The organism is Ignavibacteriota bacterium, assembly GCA_013285405.1.
In the GTDB taxonomy this organism is placed as follows: domain Bacteria; phylum Bacteroidota; class Ignavibacteria; order Ignavibacteriales; family Ignavibacteriaceae; genus IGN2.
Map to the genome: position 1 here is coordinate 2,280,618 of CP053446.1, position 21,471 is coordinate 2,302,088.

Below are 21,471 nucleotides of genomic sequence, written 5' to 3' on the forward strand. Positions count from 1 at the left end.
CAGTTCTCTTAGCAAATAATTTGAAAGACCAGTCCTTGATAAAACTAAACACGCTCAATGAATTTTTAGAAAACAGAGTTCCACTCATTAATATTATTCTGATGGGCTTGGGACAAGTAATGCTGCAAGCGAATGCAATTACAGGATTATTATTTTTAATTGGAATCTTTTATAACTCCTGGCTTTTAGGGATTGCTGCTTTAGCTGGAACAATAGTAAGTACTGTAACAGCCTGGGCTTTAAAGTATTCTAATGAGGACATAAAAAACGGACTATATGGTTTTAATGGAGCTTTGGTTGGAATTGCTTTATTATTCTTTTTTGAAATGAATGCATTTACTTTATTAGCATTAATTATCGGTGCCGCAGCTTCAACCATCCTAATGAGCATACTCAAAAAATTTATTCCTGCCTTTACTTCACCGTTTGTTATTGTAACCTGGGTGATTATCAGTTTATTACTTTTTATCTTTGATCAGAAGTTACTGTCAGGTTCATCAGCCTCATCAGCAGATTTAAATATTTTCTATGCGTTGTTCAATGGTTTTGGTCAGGTAATGTTTCAGGAGAATATTATTACTGGCGCAATATTTCTATTTGCCATTTTAGTAAATTCACGTCGTGACGCCTTCTATTCGTTGTATGCTTCTTTATTAGGAGTTCCAATCGGTTGGTTATTCTCAATACCTTTTTCCACTTTGAATTCCGGGCTGATGGGTTATAATGGTATTCTTTGCGCAATTGCATTAGCCGGATCAAAACGAAGTGATTTTGTATGGATTTCTTTTACTATTTTTTTATCTGTTGTAATTCAAATCAGTTTAGCAGCTCAAGGAATAATTACATTAACTGCTCCATTTGTTTTCTCAACCTGGATTGTTTTAATTATTAAGAGAATAAAGTAGTCAAAAGTAAAAATTCCAGCTAATTGAATTCCAACTAAGTTAATTGCCTTAAAATTCAGATAACTTAAAAGTTATTTAGTGAGACTTCTGAATTATTATCGATGTGTTACTATTTTCAATTTAATAACAAGATATTTCACTCCTGTCTTGCCAGCAGGCAGGTCGTTCAATATGCAAATTAGAAATTTTTCAGAAGTCTATTAGTATTATTATATCTCAGTGAACCTTGCAGTAAAGAATCGCAATTGTTTCGGTTCATAAACAAATTTCAATCCTTTAATTTGATCCCTCTCACTGTACAAATGTTTAACGGCATTCGCAACATAATCCATCTGCCGATAAGAATAAACACGTCTTGGAATGGTTAACCGCACTGTTTCGAGTTTCGGTTTGTGATTTTCACCTGTTATTTTGTTACGTCCTGCTGATACAATACCTCTTTCCATGCTGCGTACACCTGAGTATAGATAAAGTGTAGCAGCAAGACTTTGTGCCGGAAACTGATCCTGTGAAAGATGAGAACAAAAACGACGTGCATCTAAAAATATAGCATGCCCGCCAATCGGTTCAATAATCGGAACTCCAGCTTCGAGCAACAGGTTGCCGAGATATCGGACTTGTTTTATGCGATGTTCAATATATTCAAACTGCATCGCTTCACGCAAACCGATTGCCATGGCTTCCATATCCCGTCCTGTCAATCCGCCATAAGAAGGCATACCTTCATAAACCACTACTAATTCTTTAGCATCATTAAAAAGTTGTTCATCGTTTACACATAAAAATCCACCAATGTTTACCAGGCAGTCTTTCTTTCCGCTCATTGTGCATCCATCTGCATAGCTGAATGTTTCAAAGACAATTTCCTGTATGCTTTTATTGGCAAAACCCTCTTCCTGCTCTTTAATAAAGTATGCATTCTCTACACAGCGAGTAGCATCGTAAAATACTTTTATACCATATTTATTTGTAAGCTCACGAACTTCACGCATATTTTTCATCGAGACAGGCTGACCACCGGCTAAGTTTACGGTTATTGCCAGGCAAACGTATGCAATGTTTTCCGCTCCCTTTTCATTAATCAGTCTTTGCAGTTTGTTCAGATCAACATTACCTTTGAAAGGAACATTGAGCGTTGCATCATGTGCTTCATCAATAATGATATCAATGAAATTACCGCCATTACGTTCCTGATGGTATCGGGTGGTTGTAAAATACATGTTCCCTGGAACATACTGTCCAGGTTTTATAGCTATTTGAGAAAGAATATTTTCAGCACCTCTTCCCTGATGAGTGGGAATAATATGATCGAATCCGAAAATTTCATTCACTGTCTCTTTTAAGTGGAAAAAGTTTTTACTGCCTGCATATGCCTCGTCGCCCAGCATCATACCTGACCATTGACGATCGCTCATTGCATTAGTACCGCTGTCTGTCAGCAAATCAATGTACACATCTTCGGAGTTAAGTAAAAAAGTATTGTAACCGGCGTCATTAATTAATTTTTCTCTCTCGGTTCTCGTATTCATTTTTAAAGTTTCTACAGTTTTTATACGATAGGGTTCGGCGGGGTAGTAATCAGTGTTCATTCAATAATCCTCGAAATTTTTTATTTAAAAAAATATACAGTTTTTTTCAAGCTACGATGAAGTATGGTAGCAGATATAAATTTATTTTAACTTTTATACATTGTAATTGATTGTATAACAAGTCTGTTAAAAAATTTGTTGTTAAGTTTTTCTCAGCACTATTAAAAGTATAAGTTGAAGCAAAATCAAAACTTAATATTTAAAATAGTTTTTATTTTACCGGAACAGGTGCTTTGGGATTTAACGGACGGATTGTCAATTCGTTAATCAGCATATTGTCCGGAGTTTTTAAAACATGAATTAAAGTATTTGCAATGTCTTTTGGCTGCAGAATATTATTATGAGCTTCCGTTCCGGAATTTTTAAAAAAATCAGTTTCAACAGAACCTGGATTTATACAGGTTACTTTGATATTATCGCCTCGCAATTCTTTGAAAAGTGCTTCACTGAAACCGTTAACACCATACTTAGTTGCACAATAAGCTGTAGCTTCAGACCTGGCAGTTGTTCCTAAAATCGATCCAATATTTATAATATGTGAGCTATCCTTTTTCTTTAGCATTAATTTCACAATCTCAGAAGTGATATAATACAAACCATTCAGATTTGTGTTTATCATTGCAGACCATTCTTCTGTGGACATTTCATCAATTCGTCTGAAATATCCTATTCCTGCATTATTAATTAAAATATCGGGCAGCAATTTATCCGAAAAAGTATTTGCTATCCACATCTTAACTTCATCCTGATGACATATATCCAATTGAACAGGAATAAAACGGCTTCCCAAATCTTTTTGCAAAGAAAATAAATCTGCGGTATGTCGTGCTATACCATAAACGAACAACGCATGTTCATCAATCAGCGCTTTAGAAAATGCAGCACCTAAACCTCTGCTCGCTCCAGTAACAATTGCTACTTTTGAATCAATATCCAAAATTACTTTTTATCCCATTTTCCAGGAACATAGGAACCAGCGGGTGTTTTAAAAGGAATAGATAACCTGTTCCAACCGTTAATTGCTATAATTGCTATAGTAAGTGCCATCAATTGTTTTTCGTCAAAGTGTTGATGAACTAAATTATACAGTGATTCCGGTATATCATTTTCAGAAATCAGTGTCAACGCTTCGGTCCAGGCTAAAGCCGCACGTTCACGTTCGGTATAGAACGGCGCTTCTTTCCATCCAGAAAGAACGTATAAACGTTGTTCTGTTTCGCCGGCAGCTCGTGCATCCTTTGTATGCATATCCATACAATAAACACAACCGTTAATTTGTGAAGCCCGATATTTCACCAATTCATATATAGTTCTGTCTAATCCTGATTCAGCCACATATTTTTCCATCTCCATAAGTCCTTTAATTGCTTCGGGAGTTTTTTTAGAATAATCAAATCTTTGCTTTTCCATGATAATATTTCTCCTTTCGATCAGTTTAAATATTTCTTTAATTAAACAGATCGATTTATTTTTTGATTGTGTTTTTCCATTTCATCCATTGCTATGTTCGCATGAGCATAAGCAGCACCTGCACGCATCTCTGCAGCCACCCATATAGCTTCCATAATTTCAGATTGAGCGGCACCTTTCCTGAGTGCCTGATGTGTATGAGAACGAATGCAATAAGGGCATTGTGTAACATGAGCAACAGCTACTGCAATGAGTTGTTTCGTTTTTTCATCCAACGCGCCTGCTTCGAAAATAGTTTTACTGAAATTCCGCCATGCATCAATATTCTTCGGAGTAAGTGCAGCTTTTTTTTCCGTAAGCTCAAATGTTGCCATTGGGAATAAATTATTATCCAATGTTATTCTCCTTTTTCTTTTTAATAAAATTACATAATGATTAAAAGTTATTACACTGTAAAAAATATTTTAATCACTATTGCAATATGTTCACAAACATTTAAAATGAATTTGACTTTTGTCAAGAATTATCTCTTTTTTTCTTTTTATCGTTGAGTTAAATATTTATTTTGCGTTTAATATTGATAACAATACTAACCATTTCACTATTGCATTATTTAATCAATTTTTAAATTGCATAAATCATCAAAAATATTTTATAAAGACAAATCACGTCCCAGATGCAAGACGAAATTCCACTGAAAAAAAGTTATATATTGTCAGCCCTTATGATGACAATGATGCTGGCAGCAATGGATACCACCATAGTTTCAACTGTAATTCCACAGATAGTTATGGACCTCGGCGGGTTCAAAAGATTTTCGTGGGTTTTTTCAATTTACTTATTATCACAAACTGTGACCATACCATTGTATGGAAAACTCGCTGATATTTTTGGTCGAAAAAAAATTCTGCTTACCGGAGTTACCATTTTTTTAATTGGCTCAGCAGCAAGTGCAGCTTCATGGAATATAATCACTTTAATCATATTCCGCGGAATACAAGGTCTCGGTGCAGGCAGTATAATGGCTTCAGTAAATACTATCGCTGGAGATATTTATACAGTAGAGGAGCGTGCAAAAATTCAGGGATTACTTTCCAGTATCTGGGGAATCAGCGCTATCATTGGTCCTGCATTGGGCGGTGCATTAGCTGAATATATTAATTGGAGATGGATATTTATTATCAATTTACCTATTGGGATAATGAGCATGGTATTTTTAATCGTCTTCTTTAAAGAAAAACTTGAACCTCGAAAACCGGAAATTGATTTCAAAGGTTCATTTTTGATTTTAGTGACGATCGGGTTGTTTATTATTTATTTACTTGAAGGTGGGCAAGCATGGCCCTGGTTAAGCGTTCAGAGTTTATCTTTGTTAGCAGCTATTGTGGTTCTTTCGTTAGTCACTTTAAAAATTGAAAATAAAGCTAAAGAAGCCATACTGCCAGCTTGGGCGTGGAAGAATCGTACTCTCAGCTTCACAAATCTGGCAATGATATTTATGGGTATTGTTATGATGGGACCCGAAACCTTTTTACCAACATTTTCACAAGTGGCTCTTGGTCTGGGAATTATTGCTTCTGGTTTTGTTCTGGCGAGTGAAAGTATCGGTTGGCCTACTGCTTCAGCATTATCAGGAAAGTTATATTTAAAAATCGGTTTTAGAAACACCTCATTAATTGGTACTGTTTTTATTATTGCTGCCTGTTTAGGATTTTTATTCATTCCCTGGCCTCAGCCAGTTTATCTTGTAGTTATGGATCAGATATTGCTTGGTGCAGGGTTTGGGCTATTGAGTACACCTTCACTGGTTGGTATTCAATCAATGGTTGGATGGGACCAGCGCGGTGTTGTAACAGGATTAAATATTTTTTGCAGAAATCTAGGTCAAAGTTTAGGAGCGGCTATATTCGGTGCAGTTTTCAATAATTCTTTTGAGATGCAGATGAAACAGGCTCCACCTGAATTTGCAGAACGTGCAGTAAATATTTTAAATGCGATAAAAGGTGATGGAATTACCGAAGCTAAGAAATTATTCTTGGAAAAAGCATTCAGCAATTCTACCGGATATATTTACTTAGTGATGACTTTTATAGCAGTATTAACATTTCTGGCGATTTATAAAGTACCATCAAAAAAGAATAGCTGATTACAAAATAAAATTTTTACCAACTATTCTTATCTGTAATTAAACTGTTCAAATAATCTGATAAAACCATATTAGAAATTATCTCTGTCATTCCTTCTTCTCTCAATAATTTCTCGGCAATATTTTTCATTGTATAAACTGCACTTCTCAGAAATCCTGAAGCCAGGCTGACTCTTGCCACTCCGATATTTTTCAATATTTCAAAATCAGGTGCACCTTGAGTCATCATAACATTTACCGGCAGTCCAATTTCTTTAACAATGATCTCAATTTGTTTTTTGTCTTTCAAAAAGATAGGATATATGCCATCAGCACCAGAATCTTTATATGCTCTGCCTCTTTGAAGTGATTCTTCCAGTTTTTGTTCAGCACTTAAATGTCTGCTTTTAATATATACATCAATTCTTGCATTAATGAATAGAAGTGATCCCGCCTCTTCAGATGTTTTTTTAATAATTGTAATTTTATCACATTGTTCCTTTACAGAAATCATTCCTGCTTCATCATGATGACTGTCTTCAAAGTTGATTCCGGAGATGCCTGTATCAATCAGTTTTTTTATGTTTTCTTTCAAAATTAAATTGTTTGCAGCATAGGCAGTTTCAACATCTGCCGATACAGGTATTTTTACGCACGATGTTATTCTTTTCAAAATATTTAACAATTCAACAAACGGAAGTTTTTCACCATCACGAAAGCCATTACTCAAAGACATTGCTGAACTTGAAGTTGCCACAGCAGGATAACCAGTATTTTCTAACAGAGCTGCACCTAAAGGATCCCAAATATTTGGTAGTATGAGTAATTTGTTATTATGATGAAGCTGATGAAAAAGTTTTTCTTTATCTGATTGTATATTTTTGTTAGAATTCATTTATTCACCATAAGTTGATTAGTAAATTTAAATTAGTTAACAGCAGTTAAAACGAAATAAATGTATTGATTGTAGAATAATTTGAAACGTTAAAAGAATATCTCACATTAATCTGGAAATCCTGTTTCACTCGTTTTCTTTACTGAACTGAACAATAACTGGTGGCTTACTCCAATGAGCCGGTACTTCTTCTGAAATCAGTAGTGGCATCGAAGAAGAAAATCCTCCCAGATAATTTACGGCATGTTGAAATACCACTTTTTTTATTTTGTGAAATCGGATAACGTAAGAACACATAATACAAGGTTCGTGAGTAGAAAACATTGTGCAGCCGGAAAGATCAGCTGATTTTAATTTTCTTACCGCAATCCGTATTGCCTCGATTTCCGCATGACAAGTGATATCATTTTTATTTTTACTTGCTTCTTCAGCTTCAGAAATTATTTCATCATCTTTTAATATTAAAGCGCCAACAGCAGGATTTCCTTTTAATGAAGCAGCTTTACCTATCTTTTCGCATTGATCCATATAATAATTATCAGTTTTCATATTTATACCATTTATTTATTTCGTTATCATAAATATAAACAGCAAGTTTTTTCATAATTCCTGAATCTGGATACGGTTAAAAAAATAAATCCGATTACTATCAGCGAAGTTTTACTTTATCCTGTTACATCACGTTGTATTATATAAAAAAAAGAATTCGAATAGTATCAAATAATTTTTTCATTAGTCATATTGTCTTATTCTCTTTTTCGGGTTGCTGGCTTTCTTTTATATTTATATTTTTATGATAGAGTTAATGTAATCAATAGTCTTACATTTAACAGGCTAAAAAAAACTTCATTTAAAATAATTACACAAAATTTAATAAGAAGTTATCAAGCTGTTTATTAATACTCTATTTATAATTCTGTTCAAAAATTATTTTATCATCTTAAAACAAAGAGGCTGAAATGGAAAAACTTACCAGACCAAAGTTGAGTGAAAGAAAACTCAGGGACAATTTATTATCATTTGCAATAGACAAAGAGAACAAAAAATTAAAAAAAGAAAGTTTCTGGTTGAAAGGAGATCGTAATTCAGTTACGTTGCAAAAAAATCCAAACCTTCGTGTTGTGTTGACATCATTAAAAAAAGGTGCTGCATTAAAAGAACACAAAGTTGCAGGTCCGATAACTTTATTTGTTCTCTCAGGCAAATTAAAATTTACTGTTGAGAAAAAAGAAGTAAAGTTGAAGAAAAATGAAATGATTGTGTTAGAGAAAGCAATTCAGCATGATGTTGAAGCTTTAGAAGATACAACATTCATTCTGACACTTATTACTCCGAAATATTAACATAGTTGGGATTAGAAATAAAACTAAATTCCTGAATAGCCGGAATATTAAAAGCGAAACCGTTTCAAGAGTATGAATCTGTTTCTTACTTTTTATTCTTCTTTTATTGAATTGAAGTAGTCATCTGATTTATGTCAAGAAATTTTGCAGAAAGAGTAATAGATTTTAATCGCCGCCTGCATTATTCAGGCAAACTACCGAAAGATTTTCGTGTGTTGAATCCATATCTGGACAATCCTGAAACAATGAAAGTGATGCAGGAGTTTTATCAAAAATATTATAATGATCTAACACTTCGGAAATTTATTATTGGCATTAATCCAAGCCGTCATGGTGCAGGTATAACCGGAGTTCCGTTTACCGATACAAAAAGACTTGAAAGCGCTTGTGGCATCAAAATGCATTCATCACATTCTCACGAGGTATCTTCAGTTTTTTTGTATGATATGATCGAAGCATACGGCGGTACAAAAAAATTCTATCGCGACTTTTATATTAATTCACCTTTTCCTCTTGCGATAATTCGAAAAACAAAAAATGGAAAGTGGCTTAATGCAAATTATTATGACGATCCTGATCTCTTTGAAATGGTAAAAAGTTTTATGATATCATCTTTGAAAAAGCATATCAAACTTGGATTGGTTACTTCAGAGGTGTTTATACTCGGAAAGAAAAATGCTGATTATATCAGCACACTCAATAAAGAAGCAAAGCTGTTCGACAAACTAACGGTTTTAGAGCATCCGCGTTTTATACAGCAATACAAATCAAAATTCAAACTGCAGTATATTGAAAAATATCTGCACGCATTGAAAATATGATTGTAATTTCAGTAACTTGTCAGAAAAGTTAGAGTCAAAGTCATAACTCTAAAATAATTTTATCTGGGATGAAATTGTTTCATTCCGGAAAACAAAAATCAGGTATATTTATGAACCACACAAACGCAAAATCAGTAAAAGAACTTTCAGTAAATGGAATAAAGTACCACATTTGTTCGTTAAAAAATCTCAGTAACAATATTGAGCATTTACCTTTTAGTATTCGTATTCTTCTTGAAAATGTTTTACGTAACTATGATGGTTTCAGCATTACAGATGAGCATATTGAAACTTTATTAAAGTGGACTCCTGAACCCATCGATAAAGATATCCCTTTCAAACCTGCAAGAATTCTTATGCAGGACTTCACAGGAGTTCCAGCAGTTGTAGATATTGCATCGCTTCGTGCTGAATTTGTTCGTCACGGAAAAGACGGACAGAAAATTAATCCAGCAATCCCGGTGGATCTTGTGATCGATCATTCTGTTCAGGTAGATTATTATGGAACAGATTACTCATACGATAAAAATGTTGAACTTGAGTTCGAAAGAAACAAAGAACGTTATGAACTTTTAAAATGGGCACAGAAAGGTTTAAGTAATTTTACTGTTGTTCCTCCTGGGATGGGAATCTGTCATCAGGTAAATCTGGAGTATTTATCCAAAGGAATTATTGAAAGAGATGGATGGTTGTTTCCAGATACTCTGGTCGGCACTGATTCACATACACCGATGGTAAACGGAATAGGAGTTATTGCGTGGGGTGTTGGTGGAATCGAAGCTGAAGCAGCAATGTTAGGTCAGCCTATTTTTTTTACATGCCCTCAGGTTGTGGGATTGAAATTAACCGGAAAAATTCCTGATCAATGTACAGCTACTGATTTGGTGCTTTCGATTACAAAACTTTTACGCGACACAGGAGTAGTTGGAAAATTCGTAGAAGTTTTTGGAGACGGCTTAAATAATTTAACCGTTACCGACCGTGCAACAATAGGAAACATGTCTCCTGAATTTGGTTGTACTGTTACTTACTTCCCGATTGATGAACGCACATTGGAATATATGCACGCTACGAATCGTTCTGCGGAACAAATTAAAATTGTTGAAAATTATTGCAAGGAAAATCTTCTTTGGAGAACTGGCAGGGAAGAAATTCACTATTCCAAAATAGTTGAATTAGATTTATCAACATTAGAACCAACTGTATCAGGTCCAAAACGTCCACAGGATAAAATATTAGTGAAGAACCTGGATAAAAAATTTACTGAAATACTAAAAGACGAATTCAGTCGTGAATATCAACCTGAATCTCAAAGGAAAGAGTCTGCGTGGTTGGTAGAAGGTGGTTCAGGAACAGAGTTTACTTTCGGGAAGGTACCAATCAGCGGCGAAGTTCATTCTGAAGTTATTCTTGGTAACAAAATTCATTCGGTACGAATCAAGCAGACAAACAGGGAGTTCGTGGTTAATGACGGAAGCATTGTTATTGCAGCAATTACCAGTTGTACTAATACATCAAATCCTGCAGTAATGGTTGGCGCTGGTCTTCTGGCGAGGAATGCTGTTGAAAGAGGATTGAGAACAAAATCATGGGTTAAAACTTCTTTAGCTCCCGGTTCCAAAGTTGTAACTAAATATCTGGAGCGTTCCGGATTAATGACTGATTTAGAAGCATTGGGTTTTCACACTGTTGGTTACGGCTGTACTTCCTGTATCGGAAACTCAGGTCCGCTGCCTCCGGCTATTGCAACTGCTGTGGATAAAGGTGAATTAGTAGTTGCTTCTGTTCTTTCAGGAAATAGAAATTTTGAAGCAAGAATACATCCTCAGGTAAAAATGAATTTCCTGATGTCACCACTGCTTGTAGTTGCTTATGCTTTGGCAGGGCGTGTAGATATTGATTTAATAAATAATCCAATCGATTACGATCCAAACGGAGAACCGGTTTATCTGAAAGATATTTGGCCATCACGGGATGAAATTCAAAAAACAATTAATAATTGTATGAAGCAGGGTGATTTCAAAGAAGTTTATGATGTGATTTTTGATGGCTCAACCGATTGGCAAAATCTGAAAGTAAATCTCCACAAGAATTTTGAATGGAATAAAAATTCAACTTATATCAAAGAAGCACCTTTCTTTGAAAACCTGAGCCCAACACCTGAGCCTGTTACTGATATCAAAGATGCAAGAGTGTTATTATTTTTAGGTGATTCAATAACAACTGATCACATATCTCCAGCGGGTTCATTTAAAGAAGATTCATCGGCAGGAATCTATTTAAAGAATCATAGCATACGCAAAGAAGACTTCAATTCTTATGGTTCACGAAGAGGAAATCATGAAGTAATGATGCGCGGGACTTTTGCAAACGTTCGTATTAAAAATAAAATTGCAGATAAGGAAGGAGGTTACAGCCGTTACTTTCCTACAAATGAAATAAAAACTGTATTTGATACGGCAATGCAGTACAAAAAAGATAATACATCTTTAATTGTATTGGCAGGAAAAGAATATGGTTCGGGTTCATCACGAGACTGGGCTGCAAAGGGAACTTTTCTTTTGGGAATAAAAGCAGTTATTGCAGAAAGTTTTGAACGTATCCACAGAAGCAATCTTGTCGGAATGGGTGTTGCTCCGCTGGTTTTCACCAACGGACAAAACGCAGAATCACTTGGTTTGGATGGAACAGAAATTTATAGCATTACTGGTTTGGTTGATGATCTGAAACCACATAAAATTCTGGATGTTAAAGCTATTCATCCATCTGGAAATGAAATTAGATTTAAAGTTGAAGCAAGATTGGACTCTGCAATTGAAATTGAGTATTACAAAAACCAGGGAATCTTACAATATGTATTACGAGAATATCTTAGAAATACTTAAACGAAGAATAAAGAATACAGAAAATCTTTACTCAACTTCAATTTAAATTATTGAAAGGTTTGAGTTAGAGGTAAAATAAAATTCGAATTAAAATCTGTGTGACAAATAAGAATCTCTAATCCCGGAGTATCCGCACCTGAGAAAATGTTGCGTATTCATTTTCAAATGAAGTCGTACCAACTGTACAGGCAAATACTTTTCTCGCTCCTGATTGCTTTAAAATTTTTGCACATTCCTGAATTGTCGCACCAGTCGTACTAACATCATCTACAAGTAAAATATTTTTATCCATAATTTTTTCAGGTTTACGAACTTTAAATGCATCGGAAACATTTTTTGCTCTTTCAGCCATATTTAATCGCGTCTGTGATTCTGTATGTCGCGTTCGCTTAATTGTGTTCGTTGAATTGGTGATGTTTAGCTCTTTTGTTATTCCTTTAACAAGATAGTCAGATTGATTAAATCCTCTTTCAATTTTTTTTAGGCGATGAATAGGTATTGGCAGAATAATGTCAATTTGCCAGCCACGTAATTTTATTCTTTCACCAAGTATTTGACCTAAAAAAATGCCAAGCTTGAACTGTTTCTTATATTTCAATGCGTGGATAATATGCTGAAGAGTCTTGCCTATTTCAAAAATATAGGCGGCGTAATAGTCATCAACAAAATGTGAAAGAGCAAAATTCTTTTCATACTCGTCTGAAAGTTTTTCTTCGTCAATAACTAATAAACTGCTTAGACACGTTTCGCAGACGGGGTTTTCTTTTGGTGATAATTTATTATTACACCCAGGACAGAATCTTGGCAGGAAAAAATCTATGAAATATGTAAACACTGATTTCACTCGAACATAAAATAGTTATAACATTCCGTTTCTCTTACGTAAAAACCATTCAAACGAAAACAGAAGTACAGCAATAACGAGCAGCCAGGTATCAGACCAAAGTGCAATTTCTGAAGTAACTATTTTTTCTTTTGAAGAATTAATTTTCAATTCTTTAAGCTTATTCAGCAATGATGAATAATCATTTGCAAAGAAAAATTCACCTCCCGATTCATTTGCCATCAGATTTAATAAAGAGTAGTTCATTACAGGATTTGCCATCTCAATATCAATCTCGCCAATATTGAAACTGCCTTCATCTTTACCCAGTAAATGGTTATTCACTACTGCTTCGGCTGAGTACTTAAAATCTCCCGTCTCATTAATTATTATTGACCCTTCATATAATCCCGAACCAATGTTCTGCATATCGGTTTCATAATTATTTTTTTGTGAAGTGATTTTGATTTTAATTCCGGCATCCGAAACCGGGTTCAACGATTCATCGAAAACTTCGGCAGTGAATTCAACTCTTTCACCCTGTGAATAATTCTTCTTTGACGTGTTCACCCGAACCAACTTCTGATCTACACCGGTTCTCAACCAGCGTAAAGAATTCACTATGAAACTGTCAAACAAATCAAGCCCCTTTGGTGCAATCTGCAATTTCCATTTCCAGATATCTTTTGCCAAAACAGCGATTGATCTCCGACCACTGAAACTGCTTGAAATAATTAATGGTGAGTTGACTACGTTATTATTCATTTTAATCTGTGCAAGAGTTTTACTTTCCACTCTCGGAGAGAATACTGCATTCGGCTGCGAAACCGGTGGAAGATTATTCCAATCATTCAATGGGTTTTTATCAGTTTGCTGAAATATCGGATTAGCAGCTTGTTCAGGCAAAAGATAAGGTTGAACTTCTTTCGAACCACCGATCATCTGAATGATATTAAAAGGCAATACGTTACCGAAACTTTGCAGCTTGTTGATACTAATTCCTGAAGAAAGTGTGAAGAAGAAGGGAGTTTCCTTGTCTTTAATTTTAGTGATTACACGACTCAATAACTCCTGAGGTGTTTTGTCGGAAGGAAATCCAATCAGAAATAAAACGTCTGCACTGTCGATAACATTATAGTTCAGTTCATTTTGAAATTTATTATATGATATTTGCACAATTGAATTTACCTGGATGTTTTCATCTCTCTTCAGTGCGTTTTTAATAAAAGTAATATCTGCATTCGGACTCGATGCCAGCAGCAGGACTTTAATTTTATTTGACAGAACGTTAACATAAAATACCTGCTTGTTATTTGCTGTTGTAAATTCACCTTTAAGCGAAGACAATTGAATACTAAGTTTTTTTTCTCCGCTGCTTTGAGGACTATAATCGAAAGTTATATTTTGTATTCCTGATGGACTCAGTTTCACTGTTTGCTGTGAAATAAATTTATTATCCTCATACAAAGCTGCTGTTATCAAATCGCCTGAAAACCCTTTGTTCGAAATGGTGCTGATTATGTTTGTCGGAGTTTCGACATAAACAATATCGTTGTGCAAAACTTTTTTTATTTCAACATCTGTGTGCTGGGTTGTATCTCCGATCCCAATGGTAAACACCGGGATACCGAGGTTTATTGCATCGTAATATGGATTACTTCCTGACGTTATAACTCCATCACTGACTATAGTAACAGAAGCAATATTTTTTTCTGAGTTTTGAACTGTCTTGAACACATCCTGTAAGTTTGTAGCCCCATCTGAAAAATTTAATTTATCAAGGCTATCAACATCAATTGGTTTAACAGAATTGCCAAACTCATAAAAAGTTAAATTGCTTTCAGATGCATTTACCGAAAAATCATTCACTATTTTTTTTATAGTTGAAAGGCGGTTCGTTCCGTCATCAATCCGAATTGAACGGGAGTTATCTATGAAAACAAAATTAGACGGTTCAAGAGTTAATTTTTTACTGAGGTTGAGTATCGGTTCAAAAAGTATCAAACATAAAATAAGTAAAGCTAATACACGCAAAGTTACCAGTACTATTTTTTTGAATGGCTGAATCTGAGGAATTGTATATCGGTAAACATAGAATGAGTAAGCGGCAATTAAAAATAAAGACAGGAAAAGATATATTACCGGGAATGTGAGTGTTAAATTAATGTCTTCGTAACCAAACATTATTTTGCATTTTGATTATTGTTCTTTTCTATACCCCAGTTTTTCATTTTTTCATAAGTATCATAATCGGTAAGATCAAAATGAATTGGAGTGACAGACACATATTTGTTTTTAATTGCGCTCTGATCTGTTTGATTTTCATTTTCAACTTCAACCAGTTTTCCTGTTAGCCAGTAATAATCTTTGCCGAATGGATCAGTTCTCTTTTCATAAATATCGTCCCATTTAGCCTTGCTTTGTTTAGTAACAAGAATACCTGCGATTTCTTCTTCGGGTATATTCGGAACGTTAACATTCATTAAAGTTCCGCGTGGTAGGTCGTACCGCACTATTTTTTCAGAAAGATACTTTGCTACTTTGCCTGCATACTTGAAATCTTTTGCTTCGTGACTTGTAACTGAAATAGCAATTGCAGGAACATCCATTATTGCTGCTTCTCTTGCTGCTGAAACTGTTCCTGAATAAATAATATTTATTGCTGTATTTGAACCATGATTTATTCCGGATATAACCAGGTCAGGAGATTCACCCATAATATTTCTTATTCCCATCTTAACACAATCGGCGGGGGTTCCTTCAACCGCATATCCGAAGAAGTTTCCGTTTTTGTGATATTTAAAAACTCTCAATGGATATTTCATAGTGATTCCATGACCGACAGCACTTTGTTCTTCACTTGGTGCAACCACAATAACTTCAGCTATTTCCTTCAGTGCTTCAACTAATGCTGCTATTCCTGCAGAATAAATTCCATCGTCATTAGTTACTAATATTTTCAATATATTTGCCTTAATTGATGTTTTAAATATAACCGTGCTAATATAATACTAAAGTGATATACTCTCAATCTGATTTAGCAGCCTGAAACCTTAATTATGCTAATCATCAAACCATTTATCTTTAATCAGTTTCATGAAATCACTTTTGGTTTTTCCACCAAACCCGGTCCAAATGTAAATCCACCCTATTATTTTAATATGTCCTTCAGCGTTGGAGATGAAAAAGTAAACGTTGATGCAAATAGAAATTTATTTTTTAATGAACTTGGTTTGAGCGCGTCAACTGTCAGCTTTCAAAAGCAAGTGCATGACGATAAAATAAATTATGTTGAAACTTACGGAGACTGTGGTGAAAGCGATGCATTGATTACCAAAACAAAAAATCTTGGTTTGGCAATAAGCAGTGCTGATTGTCCCGCAATATTTATTTTCGATCCTGTGAAAAAAATAATAGCTGCAGTTCATTCAGGCTGGAAAGGAACTGAAAAGCAAATTCTAAAAAAAACAATCAGGAGATTGAAGAATGAATTTTCAAGCAACTCAAAAGATTTGTTTTGCTATATCGGACCATCCATCTCCCAAAAAAATTACGAAGTTGGTAAAGAAGTTGCGGCTAAGTTTGATGAAAAATTTATTCTAAAAAAAGAAAACAAACTTTACCTGGACCTTGCCCGTGCTAATTTTAATATGCTGATTATCGAAGGAGTAAAAGAAAAAAATATTCAGGTTTCCAAACTATGCAGCTTCGAATATTCCAATCTGCTTCATTCGTACAGACGTGACGGAAGCAGATCGGGCAGAGCATTAGGTGTAATCGCAATCAGAGAATGAAATGAACAAAATGACAATAAAAATTGTGATTGCTTATACAGTTCTTTGTTTCATCTGGGGATCAACATGGCTCGCTATCAGGATTGGACTTGAATCACTCACTCCGATTTTTTCTGCCGCAGTTCGTTTTATTCTTGCATCGGTTCTTGTATTTGCACTAATGAAGATTAAGAAAATTATTCTCCAAACTGACAAAGTTGCAATCAGGTTATACATTATGATGGGATTTTTTTCATTCGTAATTCCATTCGGTCTGGTTTATTGGGCTGAACAATTTGTTCCATCAGGGATGGCAGCAGTATTGTTCGGTGTTTATCCTTTCTGGGTTGTGATATTTTCTTATTTAAGAATGAAAGAAGAGCCTATCGGGTTTTATAAAATATTTGGAACAATTTTAGGTTTCATCGGAATCGTCGTGATCTTTTCTGATTCATTTAGTGGAGATATTTCAGATTACCTGATCGGAATGTTTGCTGTTGTAGTAAGCGGCACAATGCAAGCATGGATTGCAATTTCCATTAAAAAGTTTGGACATCATCTTCATCCTTTATCAATGAATTTTATCCCAATGGTAATTGCCGGATTCGCAATGATAATTATTTCATTTTTTTCTGAAGATCTTTCAACATTAAAATTTAATGAGAATGCTGTTTTATCAATTTTATATCTTGCTGCGTTTGGAAGCGTTGTAACATTCACATCATTATACTGGTTGATTAAACATATTAACGTGGTAATACTTTCGTTAATAGCTTTCATAACTCCTGTAGTTGCATTAGTGCTTGGCTATTTTCTTTATGATGAAGTTCTTTCAACCAGACATTTTACAGGAACGGCTTTAGTTCTCACAGGTGTTATCTGGGCAAATCTGGATAGTATTTTCAAGCTGAGAAAAGGTTCAATAATCAAAATCGAATCAAGTGAAATTCATTAAAAACTTCAATTCATCTTTATTAACATTTATTTAATTTTGACTGTATAAAAAATTTCATTTAGGAAAATGACAAACATTATAAGAATAAAGAATGCGACGTTTTACGGCTATCACGGAGTTAGTAATGAAGAGCAGTATGTTGGTGGAAAGTTTGAAGCAGATATAGATATTTATACTGATTTCTCCTCCGCAGCCTCGGAAGATGATTTGAAGAAGACTGTTGACTATTACAAGGTTTATTCTTTCCTGAACCAGTTTACAGTCAAACAAAAATATTATTTAATTGAATCGCTTGCCGTTGAAATTGCCGATGAGTTATTGAAGCAGTTTGATAAAATATTAAAAGTTGCTGTGAGAGTCAGAAAAAACAATCCACCGCTTGGCGGAGTTGTAGATTGCGTCGAAGCAGAAGTGATTAAAGAAAAAACTGAACTAAAAGATTAATCCGGTAAATAAAATTAAGAATACTGTTTACATAGGTATTGGTTCAAACGTTGGTGTTAAGATCAATAATATTGAGTATGCAATCGAGCTAATTGATTCCAATCCGGATTGTGAAGTTGAAATAGTATCATCAATTTATGAATCGACTCCATACGGAGAGGTTATTCAAAGTAACTTTTTCAATGCAGTTTTCAAAATAAAAACAAAACTTGATTTAATTGTTCTGTTCAGATTTTTAAAATCAATTGAGAAAAAAGCGGGCAGGAAAGAAACAGTTAAATGGGGACCGAGAGAAATTGATCTCGATATTTTGTTCTTTAATGATTTGATTTATTCGGATGACGAAATTACTATACCTCATAAAGATATGCTCAACCGGGATTTTGTTTTAGTACCGTTATCCGAAATTGCTCCTGATTTTGTACATCCGGTGATAAACAAAAAAATCTGCGAAATTAGTATTTTAATGCAGGAACAAAATCAGTCTTTGGTCTCAAACAATAAAACGTACATCATCAGGAAAATTTCTCATAAAGTTTTGATATAATGACCAATAAACAAAATTTAAATAATGATCTGCGATACATAGCCATTGAAGGCGTTATTGGTGCCGGTAAAACAAGTCTTGCAAAAAAAATCGGTGAGAGACTAAACGCAAAACTTATCTTTGAACAGTTTGAGCATAATCCTTTCCTTGAAAAATTTTATGTGGATAGGAAACGATTTGCTTTCCAGACACAAATGTTTTTCCTGATTAATAGATTCAAGCAGCAGCAGGAACTGAACCAGGAAGATTTATTCTCTGAACATCTTGTTTGTGATTACATTTTTGAAAAGGACAGAGTATTTGCTTATCTGAACCTCAGTAAAGATGAATTAAATCTATACGAAAGTATTTATCCGTTATTAGCGCGAACGCTGCGAAAACCTGATCTGGTAATCTTTCTTCAGTCAAGCACTGAAAGACTGCTTTATAATATCAAAACAAGAAACCGTAAAATTGAAAGAGCAATTACAAGAAGCTATCTTGAAGAATTGAGCGAAGCTTACAATCACTATTTCTTCAGATACAATTCAACTCCGCTGCTGATAGTTAACTCATCTGAAATTGACTTCGTTCATAACGAGAATGATTTTGATGAATTGTTTAAACAGATATTCAGAGAAGACAGAGGGTTTACAGAATATTTTAATCCTGAGACGAGGAGGATTTTATGACCAGAATCATTCTTTATGGTGCAATTGCAATACTTGTTTTATTCGCGTTTAAATTTTTTAAGCTGATGTCAAATTATAAATCCGGATCAAGACCGAATGTTGATGATCTCAAAGAGAGGGCAGCCAACCTGAAAAACAAATATAAAAATGTGCAGGAAGCTGACTTCCGTGATATCACTTCTTCAGAAGATGAAACAGAATCACCGAAGAAATAATGTCTGCAAATAACCTTGCATCAAATATAGTTTATACATTTTTTAAAATATTTTTCACTGTTACTGAAAATTCCTCAAAGGAAATTAATTCCCCGCAAAAAATTATTATCATAAGGCAGCATAATCAACTTGGCGATTTGCTTGCCAGTGTATCGCTGTTAAGAGCATTGAAGGAAACTTATCCGGATTGTTATATAACCCTTGTTGTAAGTCCGGACAATTATCCCGGCATTGCAAAAAATAAATTAATTGACAGAACCTTCATCTTCGATAAAAGAAAATTCTTTAATCCAATGTATGCGGTGAGGTTGTTCAAATTATTAAGAGAGAAATATGACCTCGCAATTGTTCCTGCAACCGTATCAATTTCATTTACAAGTGATCTACTGGCAAGATTGTCAAATTCTAAAATTCGGATCGGTGCAAAATCTCTGGATGGAAAATTTAACAGGAGTTCTTTCTTTTTTGACAGGAGAGTAAATCTTGATTGGAGAAATCACCCTGATTCAAATGTGTCAGAACGAATTCTTGATATCGTAAGACCTTTTGGAATAAGTACTCAAAATTTCAAATCAGAAATTTTCTTTGACGATGATGATGCATCAGCAGCAAAAAAATTTATTGATGAGTTTGCTGATAAAGAGAAAAAATTTTTAATCGGACTTCATGTTGGTGCAGGAAAACCAGTCAACCGATGGTCACTCGATAAATATGCTGCAATCGTTGCAAGAATTGATAGAAATTATCATGCAAATTTTTATCTTACCGGAGGCTGGGCTGAGAATGAAGAATTAGATTATCTGTCCAATCACTGTGAAATCAAATTTGGTAAATTTATTAATAAACCTATCCCTCAGATTGCAGCATTAATTTCGGTGTCTGATCTTTTCATCTCTAATGATACTGGGATAATGCATGTTGCTGGAACAACCAATACTCCGCAAATTAGTATTTTTGGACCAACAAATCCGTTCAACTGGGCTCCGATTGGAGTGGATAAATATTTTGTCAGAAAATCCGAGTTGATTGATGATGTTTCCATTAATGATGTTTATCATCTGTGCGAATTAATTTTAAATGATAAGGAAAAATAAAAATGAACAAGTGCATTGCCGCAATTGATATGGGCACAAACTCTTTCCATTTGATTATCGTTCAGGTGAAGAGTGATGGTTCATTTAAAATAATTGACCGTGAGAGGGAAGTGATTCGACTTGGATCACACAGGGGAAAAGAATTTACCTGGATTTCTGAAGGCGAAATGGAAAAAGCGATCGATGTGCTGAAAGACTTTGCAAAAATCGCTCAATTTTACAAAGCTGATGTAAGAGCAATCGCAACCAGTGCAATCAGAGAAGCCAAAAACAAAAGCGAATTTATTGATCGTGTGTTTGAAGAAACAGAAATTAATGTTGAGGCAGTTGATGGTAAAACTGAAGCTGAGTTAATTTATCTTGGCGTGCAGAACGCACTTGATGTATATGACAAACGAGTGCTTTGTGTTGATATTGGCGGTGGAAGTACCGAATTCCTTTTAGGTGAATCTGGTATTTCTGAATTTTCTGAGAGCATTAAAATTGGCGCAGTCCGGCTTAGCAAAATGTTTTTTCCTGATTACCATCTAAGTGAATCCGGAATTGAAATGTGCAGGCAGTATATTAAAGATAAACTTAATGCTAACATAAATCTTCATCCGAATCATGATTTTGAATTTGCAATCGGAAGTTCGGGAACTATTGTAGCAGCAGCATCAATAATTTCATTTAGAAGAAGCGGCAAATTCAAAAAGAGTATGAATGATTTTGCTTTTAGTGCAGGTGAAATTTATAATTTAACATCCGATGTTTTAAAGTGCGAATCACCTGTTGACAGATTATTCATTGAAGGAATGGAAATAAAACGAGCGGATATAATTCCAGCCGGATTGCTGATTCTCAGTGAAGTCTTTGACAAATTTAAACTTAATGAAATGACAGTCTCTGAAAATGCACTGAGGGAAGGAATTATAATCGACACGATTTCAAGAATGAAAGAATTTCAGTCTTTAGTTTTTTAACTTTGACATACCTT

The 21,471-nt window shown here is 34.5% G+C and carries 22 protein-coding genes; 13 read left to right on the top strand and 9 right to left on the bottom strand.

The window, feature by feature from the left end; translation table 11 throughout:
* The first annotated feature begins 20 nt into the window (after positions 1-20).
* Positions 21-905 carry an urea transporter gene (locus tag HND39_09935; GenBank protein ID QKJ96574.1) on the top strand — a complete coding sequence of 295 codons (885 nt, stop codon included), beginning with the start codon at positions 21-23 and terminating at the stop codon, positions 903-905.
* Between the two features lie 209 nt (positions 906-1,114).
* Here the strand turns inward: HND39_09935 and HND39_09940 are convergent, their stop codons facing one another.
* From HND39_09940 to HND39_09955, 4 genes are all read right to left on the bottom strand, one after another.
* Entirely contained in the window at positions 1,115-2,494 is a 1,380-nt protein-coding gene (locus tag HND39_09940) for a tyrosine phenol-lyase (GenBank protein QKJ96575.1), read from the bottom strand.
* Positions 2,495-2,705: 211 nt separating this feature from the next.
* Positions 2,706-3,431, bottom strand: a complete 726-nt coding sequence (locus tag HND39_09945; GenBank protein QKJ96576.1) for an SDR family NAD(P)-dependent oxidoreductase — start codon at positions 3,429-3,431, stop codon at positions 2,706-2,708.
* 2 nt (positions 3,432-3,433) lie between these two features.
* Positions 3,434-3,904 (bottom strand): carboxymuconolactone decarboxylase family protein, encoded by a 471-nt coding sequence (locus tag HND39_09950; GenBank protein ID QKJ96577.1) that lies wholly within the window; start codon positions 3,902-3,904, stop codon positions 3,434-3,436.
* 41 nt (positions 3,905-3,945) lie between these two features.
* Complete coding sequence (locus HND39_09955; GenBank protein QKJ96578.1) at positions 3,946-4,299, bottom strand: carboxymuconolactone decarboxylase family protein; 354 nt, start codon at positions 4,297-4,299, stop codon at positions 3,946-3,948.
* Between the two features lie 281 nt (positions 4,300-4,580).
* Between HND39_09955 and HND39_09960 the strand changes: the two genes are divergently transcribed.
* The gene (locus tag HND39_09960) at positions 4,581-6,050 is read left to right on the top strand and encodes an MFS transporter (protein ID QKJ96579.1); all 1,470 of its coding nucleotides are present in this window, start codon (positions 4,581-4,583) and stop codon (positions 6,048-6,050) included.
* 16 nt (positions 6,051-6,066) lie between these two features.
* Here HND39_09960 and HND39_09965 read toward each other — a convergent pair whose 3' ends face one another.
* The gene (locus HND39_09965; protein QKJ96580.1) at positions 6,067-6,924 is read right to left on the bottom strand and encodes an isocitrate lyase/phosphoenolpyruvate mutase family protein; all 858 of its coding nucleotides are present in this window, start codon (positions 6,922-6,924) and stop codon (positions 6,067-6,069) included.
* 126 nt (positions 6,925-7,050) lie between these two features.
* On the bottom strand, positions 7,051-7,473 hold the full coding sequence (locus tag HND39_09970; GenBank protein QKJ96581.1) for a nucleoside deaminase: 423 nt from the start codon (positions 7,471-7,473) through the stop codon (positions 7,051-7,053).
* A gap of 410 nt (positions 7,474-7,883) precedes the next feature.
* Between HND39_09970 and HND39_09975 the strand changes: the two genes are divergently transcribed.
* The 3 genes from HND39_09975 (at position 7,884) to acnA (ending at position 11,973) form a co-directional block, all read left to right on the top strand.
* Complete coding sequence (locus HND39_09975) at positions 7,884-8,267, top strand: cupin domain-containing protein (protein ID QKJ96582.1); 384 nt, start codon at positions 7,884-7,886, stop codon at positions 8,265-8,267.
* A gap of 131 nt (positions 8,268-8,398) precedes the next feature.
* The gene (locus HND39_09980) at positions 8,399-9,088 is read left to right on the top strand and encodes an SMUG2 DNA glycosylase family protein (protein QKJ96583.1); all 690 of its coding nucleotides are present in this window, start codon (positions 8,399-8,401) and stop codon (positions 9,086-9,088) included.
* A 110-nt stretch (positions 9,089-9,198) separates the two neighbouring features.
* Positions 9,199-11,973: an aconitate hydratase AcnA gene (gene acnA / locus HND39_09985; protein ID QKJ96584.1), complete on the top strand. Its 2,775-nt coding sequence runs from the start codon at positions 9,199-9,201 to the stop codon at positions 11,971-11,973.
* A gap of 115 nt (positions 11,974-12,088) precedes the next feature.
* On the opposite strand, the gene HND39_09990 is transcribed toward acnA, so the two are convergent.
* The 3 genes from HND39_09990 to surE are packed head-to-tail and all read right to left on the bottom strand — an operon-like array spanning position 12,089 to position 15,759.
* The gene (locus HND39_09990; protein ID QKJ96585.1) at positions 12,089-12,817 is read right to left on the bottom strand and encodes a ComF family protein; all 729 of its coding nucleotides are present in this window, start codon (positions 12,815-12,817) and stop codon (positions 12,089-12,091) included.
* 15 nt (positions 12,818-12,832) lie between these two features.
* Entirely contained in the window at positions 12,833-14,980 is a 2,148-nt protein-coding gene (locus tag HND39_09995) for a VWA domain-containing protein (protein QKJ96586.1), read from the bottom strand.
* On the bottom strand, positions 14,980-15,759 hold the full coding sequence (gene surE, locus HND39_10000; GenBank protein QKJ96587.1) for a 5'/3'-nucleotidase SurE: 780 nt from the start codon (positions 15,757-15,759) through the stop codon (positions 14,980-14,982). The genes HND39_09995 and surE overlap by 1 nt, the downstream gene beginning before the upstream one ends.
* A 96-nt stretch (positions 15,760-15,855) precedes the next feature.
* On the opposite strand from surE, the gene pgeF reads away from it, so the two are divergent.
* The 8 genes from pgeF to HND39_10040 all read left to right on the top strand — a co-directional run bounded on the left by pgeF (position 15,856) and on the right by HND39_10040 (position 21,457).
* Entirely contained in the window at positions 15,856-16,590 is a 735-nt protein-coding gene (gene pgeF / locus HND39_10005; protein QKJ96588.1) for a peptidoglycan editing factor PgeF, read from the top strand.
* 1 nt (position 16,591) lies between these two features.
* The gene (locus HND39_10010) at positions 16,592-17,524 is read left to right on the top strand and encodes an EamA family transporter (protein QKJ96589.1); all 933 of its coding nucleotides are present in this window, start codon (positions 16,592-16,594) and stop codon (positions 17,522-17,524) included.
* A 66-nt stretch (positions 17,525-17,590) separates the two neighbouring features.
* Positions 17,591-17,968 (top strand): dihydroneopterin aldolase, encoded by a 378-nt coding sequence (gene folB / locus HND39_10015; GenBank protein ID QKJ96590.1) that lies wholly within the window; start codon positions 17,591-17,593, stop codon positions 17,966-17,968.
* Positions 17,964-18,515, top strand: coding sequence for a 2-amino-4-hydroxy-6-hydroxymethyldihydropteridine diphosphokinase (folK, locus tag HND39_10020; GenBank protein QKJ97960.1), 552 nt, complete (start codon positions 17,964-17,966; stop codon positions 18,513-18,515). Before folB ends, folK begins: the two co-directional genes overlap by 5 nt.
* Complete coding sequence (locus HND39_10025; GenBank protein ID QKJ96591.1) at positions 18,515-19,186, top strand: deoxynucleoside kinase; 672 nt, start codon at positions 18,515-18,517, stop codon at positions 19,184-19,186. Before folK ends, HND39_10025 begins: the two co-directional genes overlap by 1 nt.
* Positions 19,183-19,401 (top strand): hypothetical protein, encoded by a 219-nt coding sequence (locus HND39_10030; GenBank protein QKJ96592.1) that lies wholly within the window; start codon positions 19,183-19,185, stop codon positions 19,399-19,401. The genes HND39_10025 and HND39_10030 overlap by 4 nt, the downstream gene beginning before the upstream one ends.
* Positions 19,401-20,495, top strand: coding sequence for a glycosyltransferase family 9 protein (locus HND39_10035; protein ID QKJ96593.1), 1,095 nt, complete (start codon positions 19,401-19,403; stop codon positions 20,493-20,495). The genes HND39_10030 and HND39_10035 overlap by 1 nt, the downstream gene beginning before the upstream one ends.
* Positions 20,496-20,497: 2 nt before the next feature.
* The gene (locus HND39_10040) at positions 20,498-21,457 is read left to right on the top strand and encodes a Ppx/GppA family phosphatase (protein ID QKJ96594.1); all 960 of its coding nucleotides are present in this window, start codon (positions 20,498-20,500) and stop codon (positions 21,455-21,457) included.
* Positions 21,458-21,471: the final 14 nt, after the last annotated feature.

Coding starts and splice junctions, on each gene's coding strand:
- HND39_09940 (QKJ96575.1), bottom strand. CDS start 2,494: ATGAACACTGATTACTACCCCGCCGAACCCTATCGTATAAAAACTGTA.
- HND39_09950 (QKJ96577.1), bottom strand. CDS start 3,904: ATGGAAAAGCAAAGATTTGATTATTCTAAAAAAACTCCCGAAGCAATT.
- HND39_09960 (QKJ96579.1), top strand. CDS start 4,581: ATGCAAGACGAAATTCCACTGAAAAAAAGTTATATATTGTCAGCCCTT.
- HND39_09965 (QKJ96580.1), bottom strand. CDS start 6,924: ATGAATTCTAACAAAAATATACAATCAGATAAAGAAAAACTTTTTCAT.
- HND39_09970 (QKJ96581.1), bottom strand. CDS start 7,473: ATGAAAACTGATAATTATTATATGGATCAATGCGAAAAGATAGGTAAA.
- HND39_09975 (QKJ96582.1), top strand. CDS start 7,884: ATGGAAAAACTTACCAGACCAAAGTTGAGTGAAAGAAAACTCAGGGAC.
- HND39_09980 (QKJ96583.1), top strand. CDS start 8,399: ATGTCAAGAAATTTTGCAGAAAGAGTAATAGATTTTAATCGCCGCCTG.
- acnA (QKJ96584.1), top strand. CDS start 9,199: ATGAACCACACAAACGCAAAATCAGTAAAAGAACTTTCAGTAAATGGA.
- HND39_09995 (QKJ96586.1), bottom strand. CDS start 14,980: ATGTTTGGTTACGAAGACATTAATTTAACACTCACATTCCCGGTAATA.
- pgeF (QKJ96588.1), top strand. CDS start 15,856: ATGCTAATCATCAAACCATTTATCTTTAATCAGTTTCATGAAATCACT.
- HND39_10010 (QKJ96589.1), top strand. CDS start 16,592: ATGAACAAAATGACAATAAAAATTGTGATTGCTTATACAGTTCTTTGT.
- folB (QKJ96590.1), top strand. CDS start 17,591: ATGACAAACATTATAAGAATAAAGAATGCGACGTTTTACGGCTATCAC.
- HND39_10025 (QKJ96591.1), top strand. CDS start 18,515: ATGACCAATAAACAAAATTTAAATAATGATCTGCGATACATAGCCATT.
- HND39_10030 (QKJ96592.1), top strand. CDS start 19,183: ATGACCAGAATCATTCTTTATGGTGCAATTGCAATACTTGTTTTATTC.
- HND39_10035 (QKJ96593.1), top strand. CDS start 19,401: ATGTCTGCAAATAACCTTGCATCAAATATAGTTTATACATTTTTTAAA.
- HND39_10040 (QKJ96594.1), top strand. CDS start 20,498: ATGAACAAGTGCATTGCCGCAATTGATATGGGCACAAACTCTTTCCAT.